The 16,078-nt window shown below is 46.1% G+C and carries 13 protein-coding genes; all 13 read left to right on the top strand.

The annotated features are described in order from the left end of the window. The first annotated feature begins 57 nt into the window (after nt 1–57). The 13 genes from phhA to EKG39_RS08855 all read left to right on the top strand — a co-directional run bounded on the left by phhA (nt 58) and on the right by EKG39_RS08855 (nt 16,013). Nucleotides 58–855, top strand: a complete 798-nt coding sequence (gene phhA, locus EKG39_RS08915; RefSeq protein ID WP_126505381.1) for a phenylalanine 4-monooxygenase — start codon at nt 58–60, stop codon at nt 853–855. A gap of 105 nt (nt 856–960) precedes the next feature. Beyond that, nucleotides 961–1,293, top strand: a complete 333-nt coding sequence (locus EKG39_RS08910) for a 4a-hydroxytetrahydrobiopterin dehydratase (RefSeq protein ID WP_126505380.1) — start codon at nt 961–963, stop codon at nt 1,291–1,293. Between the two features lie 227 nt (nt 1,294–1,520). Beyond that, nucleotides 1,521–3,059: a transcriptional regulator TyrR gene (gene tyrR / locus EKG39_RS08905; RefSeq protein ID WP_126505379.1), complete on the top strand. Its 1,539-nt coding sequence runs from the start codon at nt 1,521–1,523 to the stop codon at nt 3,057–3,059. Between the two features lie 237 nt (nt 3,060–3,296). Continuing rightward, a complete protein-coding gene (locus tag EKG39_RS08900) occupies nt 3,297–4,283 on the top strand; it encodes a fumarylacetoacetate hydrolase family protein (RefSeq protein WP_126505378.1) in 987 nt (328 codons plus the stop codon). Between the two features lie 77 nt (nt 4,284–4,360). Beyond that, on the top strand, nt 4,361–5,035 hold the full coding sequence (gene maiA, locus EKG39_RS08895) for a maleylacetoacetate isomerase (RefSeq protein WP_185817572.1): 675 nt from the start codon (nt 4,361–4,363) through the stop codon (nt 5,033–5,035). A gap of 988 nt (nt 5,036–6,023) precedes the next feature. Further along, on the top strand, nt 6,024–6,971 hold the full coding sequence (locus EKG39_RS08890; protein WP_425470165.1) for a DmsE family decaheme c-type cytochrome: 948 nt from the start codon (nt 6,024–6,026) through the stop codon (nt 6,969–6,971). A 15-nt stretch (nt 6,972–6,986) separates the two neighbouring features. Beyond that, nucleotides 6,987–9,005: an MtrB/PioB family decaheme-associated outer membrane protein gene (locus tag EKG39_RS08885; protein WP_126505375.1), complete on the top strand. Its 2,019-nt coding sequence runs from the start codon at nt 6,987–6,989 to the stop codon at nt 9,003–9,005. A 38-nt stretch (nt 9,006–9,043) separates the two neighbouring features. Beyond that, nucleotides 9,044–11,479: a DMSO/selenate family reductase complex A subunit gene (locus tag EKG39_RS08880; RefSeq protein WP_126505374.1), complete on the top strand. Its 2,436-nt coding sequence runs from the start codon at nt 9,044–9,046 to the stop codon at nt 11,477–11,479. Nucleotides 11,480–11,491: 12 nt separating this feature from the next. Next, nucleotides 11,492–12,127 (top strand): DMSO/selenate family reductase complex B subunit, encoded by a 636-nt coding sequence (locus EKG39_RS08875; protein ID WP_126505373.1) that lies wholly within the window; start codon nt 11,492–11,494, stop codon nt 12,125–12,127. Between the two features lie 62 nt (nt 12,128–12,189). Then, complete coding sequence (locus tag EKG39_RS08870) at nt 12,190–12,846, top strand: TorD/DmsD family molecular chaperone (RefSeq protein ID WP_126505372.1); 657 nt, start codon at nt 12,190–12,192, stop codon at nt 12,844–12,846. Nucleotides 12,847–12,865: 19 nt separating this feature from the next. After that, nucleotides 12,866–13,336: a hypothetical protein gene (locus EKG39_RS08865; protein WP_126505371.1), complete on the top strand. Its 471-nt coding sequence runs from the start codon at nt 12,866–12,868 to the stop codon at nt 13,334–13,336. A 112-nt stretch (nt 13,337–13,448) separates the two neighbouring features. After that, entirely contained in the window at nt 13,449–14,414 is a 966-nt protein-coding gene (locus EKG39_RS08860) for a LysR family transcriptional regulator (RefSeq protein ID WP_126505370.1), read from the top strand. A 171-nt stretch (nt 14,415–14,585) separates the two neighbouring features. Beyond that, nucleotides 14,586–16,013: a hypothetical protein gene (locus tag EKG39_RS08855; RefSeq protein WP_126505369.1), complete on the top strand. Its 1,428-nt coding sequence runs from the start codon at nt 14,586–14,588 to the stop codon at nt 16,011–16,013. Nucleotides 16,014–16,078: the final 65 nt, after the last annotated feature.

The raw sequence follows: 16,078 nt of genomic DNA, 5'->3' as shown, positions 1-16,078 counted from the left end.
AAAAACCTCGGTTTGGTCAACTATGAATATGGGATCCATAAATGATTAGAACATACTATGAGCAAAATCACTGAGTATGTGGCCAGACTGCCTGATGCAAATGGCCACATTCATTATCCACAAATTGAGCATGATATTTGGCAAGAGTTGTATGCAAGGCAAGTGGGTAATTTGTCTAAATATGCCTGCTCTGAATATCAACAAGGCTTGAAAGATTTGGGCTTATCGGGTGATAAGATCCCACAGCTGACCGAAATTGATAAGGTGCTCTTAGATACAAGTGGCTGGAAAACCTCAGCAGTGCCGGCATTGATCTCTTTCGAGCGTTTCTTTGAGCTGTTGGCTAACAGGGAGTTCCCCGTTGCAACCTTCATACGCAGCAAAGAGGAGTTCGATTATCTGAGAGAGCCCGATATATTTCATGAAGTCTTTGGTCATTGCCCCTTGCTGACCAATGCCTCTTTTGCTCGATTCTCTCACGCTTATGGCAAGTTAGGGTTAGCGGCCAGTAAAGAGGATAGGGTTTTCCTGGCAAGGTTGTATTGGTTTACCGTAGAGTTTGGCCTGCTTCAAGCCAAAGATAGCTCACTGCAGATCTACGGTGGAGGCATTTTAAGCTCACCGGGCGAGACACAATATGCCATGGGTGATAAGCCGCTGATTAAGCCGTTTAATTTAGTGGATGTGCTGAGGACGCCTTATCGTATCGATATTATGCAGCCTGTCTATTACGCTATTGATAGCATAGCCTTCCTCGATGAAATCGTTAATATGGATATCATGGCTGGCGTGCGTGAGGCGAAGAAACTCGGATTATTTGAACCGCTTTTTGAACCTAAGTCGAAAGCGAGTTAGTACCTTTAATCGCTATCTTCAACAGATGTATTCAACTAGTACATTTAAGATTAACGAAAACAATAACTAAAACTAAAATTAAAACAAATGAGTAAAGGAATTAAGATGACTAAATTAGCAGATATGAAGTGTGAAGCCTGTCAGGCTGACGCCCCTAAGGTGACCGACAGTGAACTTGCCGAATTGATCCGTATGATACCCGATTGGGGTGTCGAAGTGCGTGATGGAATTATGCAGCTTGAACGGGTATATAAGTTTAAAAATTTCAAATTGGCGATGGAGTTTACCAATAAACTTGCCGATCTCGCCGAAGCCGACTTTCACCACCCGGGGATCCTAACCGAGTGGGGCAAAGTCACGGTGACATGGTGGTCTCATTCAGTTAAAGGACTTCACCGTAACGACTTCATTATGGCGGCCAAGACCGACCAGTTGTAAATTTGAAGCTTAGTCTATTATTATCAGCAGGTTACCTTTGGTTGGCCTGCTGATTTCTTCAACTAAAAACCATTCTACTGTAAACAAGACTTGCCACAATAATCATAACCTTCTAGGGTATAGGCGCCTGAGTCGCTCTCTTTTCTCATTGCCGTATTCATTCTCCGCATTGAGAATTTTGCACCAAGGATAAAAACAATACTCTTAATAAAGGGAAATATTACAGTATGCGTCTTGAAGTTTGTTGCTTGGACCGTGTTGGTCTGGCGAAAGATATTTTGATGGTCCTGGAAGGTTATGGCATTAACCTGATTGCTATCGATGCCAGTAATCAGGGGTTTCTTTATTTACAATTTGCTGAAGTTAATTTCGATACGCTCAGCGAATTGTTGCCCTTGATCAGAAAGGTTGAAGGTGTTCATGATGTCCGTACCGTCTCCTTTATGCCATCGGAGCAAGAGCACTACGCCTTGAAAACACTCTTAAAGACACTGCCTGACTCGGTGTTTTCTATCGATGTGAAAGGGCGCGTCCGTATCGTTAATGAATCGGCTCTTATGACCGTAGGCATGAGTGAGCACGAAATACTCGATGAGCCGCTCAATCATTGGGTTCAGGGCTTCAATTTTAGTCGTTGGTTGAGTGAAACCTTAGTGCTTGCTCAGGCGACGCGAGTCAACATAGGTCAAAATGAATACCTGGCCGAGATGCTACCAATTTATCTACCGGATGAGAGTGATAAATCCATTCTTGCCGGCGCCGTCGTATCTCTCAAATCCCCCGCCAGGGTCGGTAAGCAATTCAATGCTCTGCAGAGCCAAACTACTGGCTTTGAAAGCGTACTTGCCACCAGTGACAAGATGAAAGAAGTTCTGGTTCAGGCCAGACGTATGGCTCAACTCGATGCACCTTTGCTTATTACCGGTGAAACAGGGACGGGCAAAGAGTTGATGGCACGCGCATGTCATGATGCGAGTATGCGTAGAGAACACCCCTTTATTGCGATTAATTGCGCAGCATTACCGGACAGCGCCGCTGAGGAGGAGCTCTTTGGTTTTGTAAGCAACGGAGAGATAGTCAAGAGAGGCTTCTTCGAAGAAGGAAAAGGCGGCACGGTTTTTCTCGATGAGATTGCCGAGATGTCAAAATCTGCCCAGGTAAAATTACTGCGTCTATTGCAAGATGGCACTTTCAGACGCTTGGGAGAGGATAGAGAGGTCAGGGCCGATGTAAGGATCATCTGTTCGACTCAGAAAAATCTCGCCGAACTGTGTCAAACGGGAGAGTTCAGAGAAGATCTCTACTATCGGATCCATGTGTTGAGCTTTCATATGCCTTCGCTTCGAGAGCGCAAAGTTGACGTCATCCCCTTAACCGAAATGTTTCTAGAGCATTACAGTCAGCAATTATCGATTCCAATCAGACGTATTTCGGCTCAGTGTCGTGAGCATCTACTCAACTACGCATGGCCCGGTAATGTCAGGCAGCTTAAAAATGCTATCTTCCGGGCGGTATCTATGTGGGACGGGTCAGCTGAGCTATCGGTTGAGCAGTTGAAGCTTCCCTCCTACGCCGAAGGTTTCGGTTATTTCGATCATCAATTCGAAGGGAGCCTGGATCAAGCAATGAAGCAGTTCGAATCGAGTCTGCTGAGAAGGCTGTATCCGGCTTACCCAAGCACACGTCAGTTAGCCAAGAAGCTAGGTGTATCCCATACTGCGATTGCCAATAAATTAAGAGAATATAAGATCAGCAAGCAAAAATAGATGTAAAAGCTTGTTGCCACAATAATGCCGGGTTTTTCATCACTTGTGGTTTGAGAAGCCCAAGCTTGAGCCGCATAGATAGAGTGTAATTATTTGTTTACGTTTGAGTGCTTTATTGAGCTCGGCGTGATTCATGTCACACTATTCCTATCTGTCTATGCTTAATGTATTTCTATACCGATAGCACCAGCACAGAGATAACAATTATTGACTGGTGAGGTTTTGACAGGAGCAGGTATGAAGTTAGCCAGTTATAACAATGGTCGTCGTGACGGTCAGTTGATGTTAGTGAGTAAAGACCTATCTAAAGCGGTGGCCGTCCCCGCCATTGCCCATACTATGCAGCAGTTACTCGATGCGTGGGATCTGCTTCAGCCACAACTGCAAGAGCTATATGAAGCGTTAAATGATGGTTTGATAGACAGTGCGATCGATTTTGATGAGGCCCAGTGTTTGTCTCCTCTGCCGCGTGCCTATCAATGGGCCGATGGTAGTGCCTATGTTAATCACGTTGAATTGGTACGTAAGGCTCGAGGCGCACAGATGCCAGAGACATTCTGGACCGATCCTCTGGTTTATCAAGGTGGCTCAGATTGCTTTATTGCGCCTAAAGCAGATATTCCATTAGCCAGTGAAGAGTGGGGCATTGACTTTGAATCTGAAATTGCGGTGATAACAGATGATGTGCCGATGGGCGTTACAACGCAGAATGCCGAGAAGCACATAAAGCTGTTAATGCTGGTCAATGACGTGTCGCTTCGTAACCTAATACCCGGTGAGCTGGCGAAAGGTTTTGGTTTCTATCAAGCTAAACCATCAAGCAGTTTCTCTCCTGTCGCGGTGACACCGGAAGAGTTAGGTGCACGCTGGGAAGATTCTAAGGTACACCTGCCCTTGATTACTCATCTGAATGAGTCGCTCTTCGGCCGTCCTAATGCGGGGGTCGATATGACATTTAACTTCAGTCAATTAGTCTCTCATGTGGCTAAGACTCGCCCTCTGGGTGCCGGTGCCATCATAGGTTCGGGTACTATCTCGAATTATGACCGTAGTGCCGGTTCCAGCTGTTTAGCCGAGACGCGGATGCTGGAAACGATTGCCGAAGGCAAGCCGTCCACTTCATTTATGAAGTTTGGCGACCGCGTGCGTATTGAGATGTTGGATGATGACCAAAAGACTATTTTTGGCTCCATCGATCAGCAAGTTGTCGAATATAAAGGGTAATTCACATCCCGTATGAAAAAGGCCAATTCATTGAATTGGCCTTTTTTATAATAATAGATTTTTAAGGAGTCACCATGTTGAAGCTCTATGGATATTGGCGTTCGAGTGCGGCTTATCGGGTGAGAGTTGCCCTCAACTATAAAGGGCTCGACGCCGAGCTATTGTCTGTTCACTTAGTTAAGGATGGCGGCGAACAACATCAAGCCGAGTATGCAATCTTAAATCCTCAGGAGTTGGTGCCGGCGCTTATCGATAGTGACTCAAAGGGGGAGCTGCAGGGTGAGGAGCAGGAGGCTTTCGTGCTGTCTCAATCCCTTGCCATTATCGAATACCTTGATGAAAAGTACCCCGAAAATGCACTACTCCCTCAAGATCTCCATGACAGGGCGATTGTTCGCGCTATGGCGATGTCTATAGCCTGTGAAGTGCACCCGCTCAATAACCTCAAGGTACTGCAGTACCTGTCGAAAGATCTCGCCCTCGATGATGGAGCTAAGTCGGCTTGGTATCATCACTGGATAAATGAAGGCTTCAGTGCATTTGAAAAACAGTTGGTTAAATACTCGGGTCGTTACTGCTTCGGTGACAATATTACTCTGGCGGATCTGTGCTTGATCCCCCAAGTGTATAACGCCAACCGCTTTAACGTCGACCTGTCGCCATACCCTAATATTGTGCGCATTGTCGAGAACTGTAATCGACTCGATGCGTTTATCGATGCCGCTCCTGAGAATCAGGCCGACGCCGGCTAACGACTTATCAAGCTGGCTGGTCCGCTGGGGGGACGCATGTCCTCCCACCCATCTTATTTCATATTTTGTCTTTTCGCGGCAATGAGTGACGCAATAGGCTAGCCCGATACCTGCTTTTGTTGTTGTGGAATGTCCCCCATTGATTTGGCATACAAGAAACCCAACGACTCCTTGTTATAAGCTTGGCTCTTCTCCCCAAAGCGCTGAGACTTCTACTTCATATTTCTGATCCAATCACTCTGGTAACGACTCGGCCCGCTGCATCAGAGCACCAGAGGCAGTCTATTTTATAAATAAAAAAACAAACCTTTAATTTAAACTGTTTCGGATAGACCTTTAGTTTGGATTAATTCTTTAACAATCCAGAGTTGAAGAATTAATTTCAGTATGTTGAGTTTTGTTTTGGTTATTTGGCTGTTCATTGTTTCTCTGTGCGTTGGTGTTGCAATTCTTTTCTTTGTTGATCTTGTAGAATAATATTGCCTGTCTGGTTTATTTGAGTGGTCACTTTGTTCAAGATTATAAATTATGTATTCAGTTTAACTTTTTAGTTTATTGGTTTTAACCTTTGAGTTTGTTGGTTTTATTGTATTGAATAACGTGCGCGTCGAGTGGTCGTGGCGGCAGTTCATGACCTTCTTTGTAAGCTGCTGTTTATATTGGTAAAGCCTGTCTTTCCTGGTTTAAACTTTAATTCTGAAGATTTTTATTTGTTTGTGAGTTAATTATTCTTTAATTTCTCGTTTTTGTGTAATTAAATGGTTTTGGTTTTTTGTTCTGCATGTTTTTTATATTTAACTTTCTTTGTTTTTACATTTAATTTGCATTTTTAACTGATGTGGATCACGTTTATGTTTGGTTTTCATTGTTTCCTTTTAAATTGATTAATATATTCGCTATCGAAGTTTTACTGGTATTTATACTAGTTTATAAGTTTTGTTTGATATCTGCGGTTAATAAATAAAAATATCATAAGGTCGGGATGATGATGCGAATTCGTGTAAGCAATATAGTTTATGGGATAGCAACCTTGGTGCTGTTCTCTTTTTCAATACAGGCGGTCCCTTGGGAGCAATTACCTGCAGAGCAGCTAACAAAGAAGCTGGAGACTAAATTTTCTAAAGGGAAATACTCTAAAAAAGGTGCCGATTCCTGTCTCATGTGCCATAAGAAAAATAACACTGTGATGGCGCTATTCGATGGCGTACACGGACAAGATAGCCCGGCAAACTCGCCGATGGCTGGCCTGCAATGTGAAGCCTGTCATGGCCCTCAGGGGAAACACAACAAAGGCGGAAAAGAGCCGATGATTGCTTTCGGTAAAGAGAGCAAACTCGATGCTGCCAGCCAAAACAGTACTTGCCTTGGTTGTCATAACGACCCGAAACAGATGGCATGGCACAGCAGTAGTCACAACCTTGATGAAGTGGCCTGCGTCGATTGTCATCAAATCCATACTGCCAAAGACCCTGTGATGGACAAACTGAGCGTCAATGACACTTGTACCAGCTGTCATCTTGAGGCCAAAGCGGCGATGAACAAGCGCTCATCTCACCCCATGCAGTGGGACCAGATGACCTGTATCGATTGTCATAACCCCCATGGCTCTATGGGTGAAAGTGCCCTCAATCAGTTAACCGTTAACGATACTTGCTATCGCTGTCATGCCGAGAAGCGTGGCCCATTTTTATGGGAGCACGAGCCTGTTGTTGAGAATTGTAGTACCTGCCACAACCCTCACGGCAGTATAAATTCAACCCTGCTTAAGTCTCGTGCTCCTCTTTTATGTCAGCAATGTCATATGGACGATGGTCATGCCAGCCGAGTGGTACCACAAGATGGTCAGGACGCCTTCGGTGGTGGCAAGAGTTGCCTTAACTGTCATAGCCAAATTCATGGCTCTAACCATCCCGACGGCAGCAAGCTGCAGCGCTAATTGAGGAGTAATAACATGAAATATCCATTAAACCTCATCACCCTGGCGCTTATCACGGCTTCTGGCTCGATGATGCCAAGTTCAGCACCGGCAGCAGATTTTAGTGTCAACAAGGCCAATACCAATAGCGTGAACATGGATAAGTTCCAGTGCAAGCGCTGCCCAGATAACACAGGTTATCGCGGCAGTGTTGAGCCAGGGGTGGCTTATAACGACAGTGATGATATTCACAGTGCTAATGCATTTAACAGCGAAGACGGCGTGCATGGTTTATTGAACGCGGATCTGCAGTATCGCGGTAAAACCGGTTATCGAGCCAAAGCTCAGGCGACTAACCTGGGGCTTGCTAACAGCAGTGCACACCTTGAAGCGGGCAAAACAGGCAGTTATCAAGCCGAGTTAGATTATCGTCAGCTAAGCCAATATCAACACGATAATGCCAAGAGTAACCTTTGGTATGCCGATGGAATGTTAACACCGAGTGACCAAGTACAAACCCAAGAGCTATCGCTTAAGCGTAAACAGATAGGGATGGGCTTGTCTGCCGGGGAGCAATGGGGCGGGCAAGACTACCAAATCTTTGCCCGCTATAGCCAGGAAGAGAAGACAGGCTATCAGGCATCGAGCCTTGTGAGCCCACGCCCAACTAACTTTGGTCTTCCCGTCGATGCAACAACTGACAAAATTAGCTCAGGTTTAAGTATCGGAGGTCAACAATGGCTAACCTCACTGAATTATCAGTACAGCGAATACGATAATCAAATCGAGTCACTCAGCCTGCCTTACCTTTCTGATGTATACGCCCCCGCACCGGATAACAGTGCCTATCAACTCAGCCTGGCAGGCCAATATCTGTTTAACCGAACCGCCATCAGTGCACAGCTTGCGACGGGACGCATGATGCAAGATGAGGCGGTTATTCAAACCTCTGGTAACCCTATCCAAAACTGGGACGGCCAAGTCGATACTACCGACGGCAAGCTGACTATCACCTCGGTTCTGGATAATCGCCTCCGCCTTGGCGGCAGCGTCAGCTATTCCAAGCGTGATAACAAGAGCTCAACTTGGGAGTTTGCTCAACTGGAGTCCGATGGTATCAGCGGCGCCTTCAAAGAAAACGTGCTGCTGGATACGGAACAGCTGAATTACAAGGTCAATGTCAGTTATCGCATCAACAGTGACTATCGCCTGCAAGCAGGCTTTGATCGCGAAGAGATGGATCGTAGCCACGGTGCCCGTGAGCAGACCGATGAAAGCACCGTCTGGACCAAGCTCGATATCCGCAGCTTTGCCAATAGCAAACTCAAGCTTAAAGCCAGCTTCAGCCAGCGTGACGGTAGCCAATATCAAGCCAGCGGACTGACATCGAGTATTGAAAACCCACTGCTGCGCAAGTTTTATCTGGCAGATCGTGACCGAACCGCTTTTGAAGCAAAGTTCAATCACGCCCCGGTAGATTGGATTAACGTGAGCCTTATCGGCCGCTACGCCGACGATGATTACACAGATACCACCCTAGGCCTCACCTCCAGTGAGGACTACAGCTATAACCTCAATGCTGATATGCAGTTTGATAAGCGGCTATCGGGCTATGCCTTTGCCGGTCAGCAGTGGATCGAGTCTACGCAAAATGGCAGTCAGAGCTTTAGCACCGCCGATTGGTCGGCCAACGTTGAGGATGAGTTTATCAATCTTGGCGTGGGCATGAACTACAGCGGTCTGCTGCAGGACAAGCTGAGTATAGGCCTGGATTACCTGTTCGCTAACTCAAGCAGTGACAAGCAGGTGGTTTACATCGCTACTCATCCACAAGGTGATTACTACTCTTATAGCCACAGTGCGGAGCTGTATGCGAACTACAGGGTGAGTGAGCTGCTGGATGCAAAGCTGGGTTACCTGTACGAACGTTATTACGACACCGACAATGCGCAGGTCGATGTCAATGCCATCGATGGGTTAACCACACTTGGCAAACTTAACCATAACTATAACGCGCACCAAGTGATGTTGTCGTTTAGCTATCAGCTGCGCTAATGCCAGCGGCTAATCATAACTGTAATGAGGAAATGATAATGGAACGTAGAAGTTTCTTAAAAATGAGTGCAGCTATGGGCTGCGCCGCGACGGTGGCAGGCTGTAACTCCAGCTCAAGCGATGTTGATGTCGTGCCACCAACGCCTCCGGTCACCGAAGGTGAAACCATGAACTGGTCAGCTTGTATGGTTAACTGTGGCTCTAACTGCCCGGTCAAAGTCTTTTCAAAAGATGGGGTGATCACCCGTATTGAATCCGAGTTCACCACCAGTGATGAGTATGGCAATCACGATGTGCGTGCCTGTCTGCGGGGACGTTCGCTGAGAAAGCGTGTGTACGCACCTGAGCGTTTAAAATACCCGATGAAGCGTGTCGGTCCTCGTGGCAGTGGTCAATTTGAGCGGATCAGTTGGGATGAGGCATTAGATACCGTCGCCGAAAGACTGCAGGGTATTATCGACCGGTACGGTAATGAGTCCCTCTTTAACATGACTGGAACGGGGAGTTTTGCTTACTTCAAAGGGGTGTTTACTATGCCGCAGCGTCTGATGAATTCCATCGGCGGCTGCCTCGATAAGTACGGTGTATATAGCTATGCCCAACTATTAGAAGCCGCAACGTATACCTTCGGCACTCCATATGTTGGTCTGCAGGGCAGTTGTATTACTCAAATAGAAAACTCAGATCTGGCGGTATTCATCGGCTATAACCCATCGGAGATCCGCATGAGTGGCTCCGGGATCAGTTATGATTTTTTAAATATTAAGCAAAAAAACAATTTAAGAACCATCATCATAGATCCCAGATATACCGATACCGCCGTGGGTAAGGAAGATCAGTGGCTCCCCATTCGTCCCGGGACCGATGCGGCGCTGTTCGAGGCGCTCGCTTATGAGTGGATCACCCAAGATAAGGTCGATCAGACCTTCCTGGATAAATACTGTGTCGGTTATGACGAGAAGACCCTGCCTGAAGGTGTTGGCTACGAGGAGAGCTATAAATCTTATATTTTGGATAACGCCACTGTTGACGATCTGACTCCCGGAGTGAATGCTAAGACCCCCGCCAGAGCTGCGAGCATCACGGGCATACCTGAACATACCATTATCGAATTGGCCAGAGAAATTGCTGTGGCCAAAGCACCATTTATTCATTTAGGGTCGGCATTGAATCGACAGGCGGCGGGTGAAAACAATATGCGCGCCGGTTATATGTTATCTATCCTGCTGGGCAAGATTGGCTTACCCGGCACCACTAACGGTGGTCAGAGTAAGGGGGGCTTCTTTTATGTGCCTCCTCTTTCTGCAGGTACCAATCCGGTTACTAAACAAATATCTTTCTTCACTTATCTTCAGGCCGTCGAAGATGGTAAGAACATGTCGGTGCTCAAAGATGGTGTACGGGGCGTCGAGCTGGATGAAAATGGCGATGGCAAATTGGGTACCGATATCAAGGCGATCGTCAACTGGTTCAGCAACTCTATGGTGAATCAACACTCCGATGTCAATAAAACCAGAGAGATCCTCAAGGATGAGTCCAAGTGTGAATTTATCCTGATGGTCGATAATCTGATGACGGAGAGCGCCAAGTTCGCTGACATCATATTGCCGGATACTACCTGGCTGGAAGATGAAGAGCTGGTGAATCAGAATAATGTTGCAGGTGGTACGGCGACATTAATCCAGATGAGTTCGGCTATCGAACCTCTGTTTGAGAGTCGTCACTCCTACGATATCTGCACCGAGATAGCCAAGAGAATGGGGGTTGAGCAGGCGTTCACCGAAGGTAAGACTAAGCAGCAATGGCTGAATGAGATGTACGTCGGCGCACAAGCTGCCAACCCGGGTTTGCCCGATAGAGAGGTGATGCTTGAGCAAGGCATTTATCGTAAGTATTTGCCCCACGGCAGCTATATTGCTCTGAAGGGATTCCGTGACGATCCTGAAACAAACCGACTTTATACGCCATCGGGTAAGCTTGAGATCTATTCATCACGCTTGGCACACAAGGCGAGAACATGGGAGCTCAGAGAAGGGGATGTTATCTCGGCGCTGCCCAAGTATACCCCCACATGGGATGGTTTCGACGATGGTGAAACCCGGGAAAAATATCCGCTGCAGTTAACAGGTTATCACACTAAGGGGCGGGTTCACTCCAGTTACCATAATATCCCCTGGCTAAGGGAGGTGGTGCAGGATGCCGTGTGGATGAACCCTATCGATGCTCAGGCGCGAAACTTGAAAACCGGTGATCTGGTACACGTTTTTAACGATCGCGGCACCCTGGAGGTCGAAGTTAAGGTGACACCCAGAATCATGATAGGTGTCACCGCACTGGGCCAAGGTGCCTGGTCGAGGTTCGAGGATGGCATCGATAAGGGAGGCAATATCAATACCATCACCTCTCAGCGGCCAACGCCTTTGTCAAAGGGAAATCCACAGCATACTAACCGGGTCGAGATCCGCAGAGCCTGATAGGAGTTAACAATGAGTACTAATGTTCAATACGGCTTTTATGTCGATTCAAGTAAGTGTACGGGGTGTAAGACCTGCCAGGTAGCGTGTAAGGATCGTAAGGATCTGCCCGTAGGCATCAACTGGCGCCGTGTGTATGAGTATGGTGGCGGTCTGTGGACCGAGAATGCCGATGGCACTATCAACCAGAATGTGTTCGCCTACTATACCTCTATTGGGTGCAACCACTGTAGCGAGCCCGCCTGTGTCAAGGCTTGCCCGGTGGGTGCCATGCATAAGCGTAAGCAAGATGGTCTGGTGCATGTGGCTTCTGAGTTATGTATCGGCTGCGAGAGTTGCGCCCGTGCCTGCCCCTATGATGCGCCGCAGATAGATAAGGCCCGCAAGGTGATGACCAAGTGTGATGGCTGTTATGAGAGGCTGGCCGAAGGTAAAAAACCGACCTGTGTTGAGTCATGTCCGATGCGCGCCATCGACTTTGGCACTATGGATGCACTCAAGGAGAAGTATCCCAACGCAGTCAAGCCTAACTTCGCTCCTTTGCCAAGCAGCAGTATTACATCACCTAATCTGCTGATGAACCCCAATCGTCATGCCCGCGCCAGTGGCAGCATAGATGGTGTCGTGTTAAATCATTCAGAGGTCTGATCCGTTAGCGGCGTCCTTTGGGGCGTCGCTTGTTTAAATCAGCAATTAAATCAGAGGGGCCTATGGCAACTTTAACCAGAGACATTTACCTGGAGTATCAGGGGATCGCTCGTATATTACACAATGTACTGTTTTACGATCCCAGCGTGGAGCTTATCGGTAGTTTTATTGCACATAAGAGCATAGATAGTTGGCCCGACTATTCACAGGATAACAGTGAGTTGCAGGCTAAGCAGTTAATAAATAACTACCTGAAACATTGGAGTCAGGAGCAGAGTCTGTCCCTGAAGCTGGATTACGGGCAGCTTTTCTATGGACCAGGTGATCCCACTGCCGCTCCCTGGGGCTCAGTCTATTTAAGTGAGAAGCAACTACTCAATGGTGAATCGACTCAGGCCTTAATGAGCTTCTACCAAGAGAGGGGTATTAGATTTGAGCTGGATTCGAATCAGCCTATCGACCATCTTGGACTATTTTTTGCCGTACTGGATCAGATTTTCGGTCAGCTGTCCGAGGAGAATAGCCATGAACTAACTGGCACTTGCATCATCTTGCTACAGCAACACCTACTTCCTTGGTCAGGTCGTTGTCTGGAGTTAATGCATCATCACGCCGAGAGTGATTTTTATCGGGGGATTGCACTGCTCACTAAATGCTACTTGGATGAACTGACCAGGTCACTGCAAATTGTGCCGATATCAACTCAGTTGTTTCGTTAATCTATGTGAGTGGTTAACCATGAATTTTATAAGGTCTGTCGGTGAGCAGTGGAAGAAATCTGAGTTTGCTGAAAAAATCGCCTTGGTGCTCGAAACGGAGGTGGGTCACCTGTTCTGCGGAGCGACCAATATAGCTGCGGTGGCAAACCTTATTTCAGCCATGAGCTACTATGGCCTGGATGACGATTTCCTTGAGGAGAGTATCGATGATGCTCACATGCTTATCATCTTATTTGACTGCTTCAGGCTGCTCATTGTCAAACAGATTGAGCATGACAAGCTCAATCAGGCCGAACACCTGATCATTCAAATTGCAAAACACTATGCCTCCAAAACGTATGCCTCCAAAACGTATGACTCTAAAAATGAGTTTGGATATACGGCGGAACTCAAGTTGTTTCAGCAGCAAATTTTCACTCTATGTCTGAAGCTTGAAAAGCTGCAAAGCCTGCGACGTAGCCAATATCTAAGTATGGGGAGAAACGTTTAAAGGCTGAATATGATGCGCCGCAAGCTAGTTTTGAAATTCGTGGGGCTCCCTCAGACTCTGACCCCATTTATTACCATTTATTATTAAGATGAACAGATAAAATTAATATCAAATGACTAATTCAGCAATCAAAAAAATCAGTGAACTCGATGTATTTTGTTTACAGGTATTTAAAATCATTTTTCAAACCGGTCATGCGAATGCAGCAGCAAAAGAGCTGAATGTATCTGCGCCTAAAATCAGTCGTTGCCTAAACATTTTACGGGCGACGTTTGATGATCAGCTTTTCTATCGTCGTCAGTTTGGGTTGAAACCAACGCCGTTAGCCGAGCATCTTTTTGAGCCCATATGTCGGTTTTGCTACTCGGTGACTAAAATCGAACAAGCGGTGTTTGAAGTAAACCATCAAGACTCAACTCCCATGCTTAATATCGCTGTGACGCCGGGCATCATGGCTAGTCTCTCTCTGATTTTATCCAATAATAATACTCTTAATCGCATTGGTAAGATTCGGCTCCATCCTTGGAAAGATGACTCTGCCGAGTTAATTCACAGTGGGGAATTAGACTTAGGGGTGACCTTAGATACCTCTTGTCACCATGATCTTAATTTTGAACATTTAGGTACCTTAGACTCCGTTTATCTGGCCGGAAATGTGAGACATCCCATATGGGCAAAGCTTCCTCATTTTACCTTATATGAGATTTGTAAATACCCCTTTCTTTTTCAGGAGTGCAAGGGGTTCAATGACAAGATGGCCCCCCTGGAGATCTATAGCCACCAATCGGGAATAAAGCTTGTAAGTGTTGAAAAGGTCAAAGGTAAGGAGCAGTGGTACAGCAACTTATTGACCATGGGGAGTCTGGCATTTATTCCAGCGGTAGAGGCTGAAATTTATAAAAATATGCCAGGGATCCATGTCGAGCGGTTACCCGAAATCGAGGTAAAGAAGCTTCATGGTAATATGCTACCCCCAAAATACTATTTAATTGAAAAACCAGTTTCTCATCGCCGATACACAGTTGAAAACAGGGAAATAATAATCAATGTCATTATAGAATTGCTGGCTTCTTCATGATTATTGATATTGATTCTTCTTATTGAAATAACCTTTTGAATATATTGAAATTAAGATATCTGAATCTTCAATTATCAGTCACAATTTAACCACCTAATTACATCATTTATCTTGGGTTCTTTTATATTGGTTCTACTGCGAATGCAGGAAAAACTTATTTAGGGACTGATGATGAACTTAATACATTTTAGAACAACACGTAAGGCGCTGGTGTTTGCCAGTATGCTAGTAATGCTGTCAGCTTGTGGAGATGATGACACTGAGGTGATTATTGTAGAGGTTCCAGTTGAGACACCAATTGAAACACCTGTTGAAACGCCCGTTGATACACCACCAGTTGAGACAGTGCCCGAAGAGGTTGTATTAGAGTATATCGGAACTGAGAAATGCCTTGCTTGTCATTCAGATAAGAAATCATTCTTAGAAACAGGCCATAGCATGATGCTAACAGAGGTTGTTAATGGTGAAGAGCCTCAATACCCGTTCACTTCTGTAACTGGGGTTCCTGATGCTATTAGTGGTCTTTTAAATACACTTGGCGACCCTAACGGATGGGAGGATATAGCCTATGTTCTTGGTGGAACTAAAATGGCTAATATCTTTATTGATAATAATGGCTACATTATGAATGGTCAAAAAGCGGGGCTGATTCTACGACCAAAGGGAACTCAAATCACCTCTGAAATGATGGTCCCGTACATAAGAAACCCTAACCCAGATGGTCACCCATATGCGCCTTGTGGCAAATGTCATACTACAGGCTGGAAGGCTTACACATCGGCGGCGGGTGATGAACGTAATTTACACATGCAGAATGACATGGAGGGCATGCAAGGAACATTCGCCATGGGTGGTATTCAGTGCGAAGGTTGTCACGGTGCAGGTAGTGAGCATATCAAAGGACCTTCAAAGCACAACATCGTTAAGATAGCGGAAGGACGTACAGCAGAGGATTTTCTTGCTGATGATATGGGCTATGGTAAGCCTATTACATGTATTGAATGTCATACAACAGAGGATGCACTAAGAGAATATCCTGAATACGAAACCCATTTCGAACACACTTTCGGTGTTGATTCTAATTATTCGCGTCTACCTGTTGTAGGTGAGTTTGGTCAGCCTGAAGGGCGTAAAGATGATATTAGTGTCAGTGGTGGCAGAAATGCGGCGGCGACAATGGTTGGTATTGACCCTAATACAGGGATTGCAATGGGTAAGAAGAAAGGGTTTACCTGTTCAACCTGCCATAACCCTCACCAATCTGAAAAGAACCAAGACAAGGCAGGTCATGAGAACGCGATGGTTAGACAGTGTAAAGACTGTCACACCAAAGGGTTTGCGGATGTTCAGGGTAGTGATATTGCATCGGCAGCACATGAGTTTGTAGCTACGTGTATTGATTGCCATATGCCTACAGAATCACACCTGTTTAAGATTGACCTTGAGGGCGCAAAAGATGACCCAAGACACTTCTCAGCAGATGGTGAGTTCCAAATGCCTTGGCTTAGAGCTTGGGATAGTTGTTCTGGTTGTCATGCGGAAGACTATGACATCAGAGCGCAGAAGATCGGTAAGATCCATAAGGATGTAGGCTTCTGATAAGTGTATAATGTAATGCCAGCTAATCAGCTGGCATTACTATCTGTGCAATAAGTGGGGTCATA

Origin of the sequence: Shewanella atlantica, from assembly GCF_003966265.1 — a bacterium.
GTDB lineage: Bacteria > Pseudomonadota > Gammaproteobacteria > Enterobacterales > Shewanellaceae > Shewanella > Shewanella atlantica.
This window is presented reverse-complemented; position numbering and strand designations above follow the sequence as displayed.

Coding starts and splice junctions, on each gene's coding strand:
- EKG39_RS08885 (WP_126505375.1), top strand. CDS start 6,987: ATGAAATATCCATTAAACCTCATCACCCTGGCGCTTATCACGGCTTCT.
- EKG39_RS08865 (WP_126505371.1), top strand. CDS start 12,866: ATGAATTTTATAAGGTCTGTCGGTGAGCAGTGGAAGAAATCTGAGTTT.
- EKG39_RS08890 (WP_425470165.1), top strand. CDS start 6,024: ATGCGAATTCGTGTAAGCAATATAGTTTATGGGATAGCAACCTTGGTG.
- phhA (WP_126505381.1), top strand. CDS start 58: ATGAGCAAAATCACTGAGTATGTGGCCAGACTGCCTGATGCAAATGGC.
- EKG39_RS08875 (WP_126505373.1), top strand. CDS start 11,492: ATGAGTACTAATGTTCAATACGGCTTTTATGTCGATTCAAGTAAGTGT.
- EKG39_RS08860 (WP_126505370.1), top strand. CDS start 13,449: ATGACTAATTCAGCAATCAAAAAAATCAGTGAACTCGATGTATTTTGT.
- EKG39_RS08900 (WP_126505378.1), top strand. CDS start 3,297: ATGAAGTTAGCCAGTTATAACAATGGTCGTCGTGACGGTCAGTTGATG.
- EKG39_RS08870 (WP_126505372.1), top strand. CDS start 12,190: ATGGCAACTTTAACCAGAGACATTTACCTGGAGTATCAGGGGATCGCT.
- EKG39_RS08855 (WP_126505369.1), top strand. CDS start 14,586: ATGAACTTAATACATTTTAGAACAACACGTAAGGCGCTGGTGTTTGCC.
- tyrR (WP_126505379.1), top strand. CDS start 1,521: ATGCGTCTTGAAGTTTGTTGCTTGGACCGTGTTGGTCTGGCGAAAGAT.
- EKG39_RS08880 (WP_126505374.1), top strand. CDS start 9,044: ATGGAACGTAGAAGTTTCTTAAAAATGAGTGCAGCTATGGGCTGCGCC.
- EKG39_RS08910 (WP_126505380.1), top strand. CDS start 961: ATGACTAAATTAGCAGATATGAAGTGTGAAGCCTGTCAGGCTGACGCC.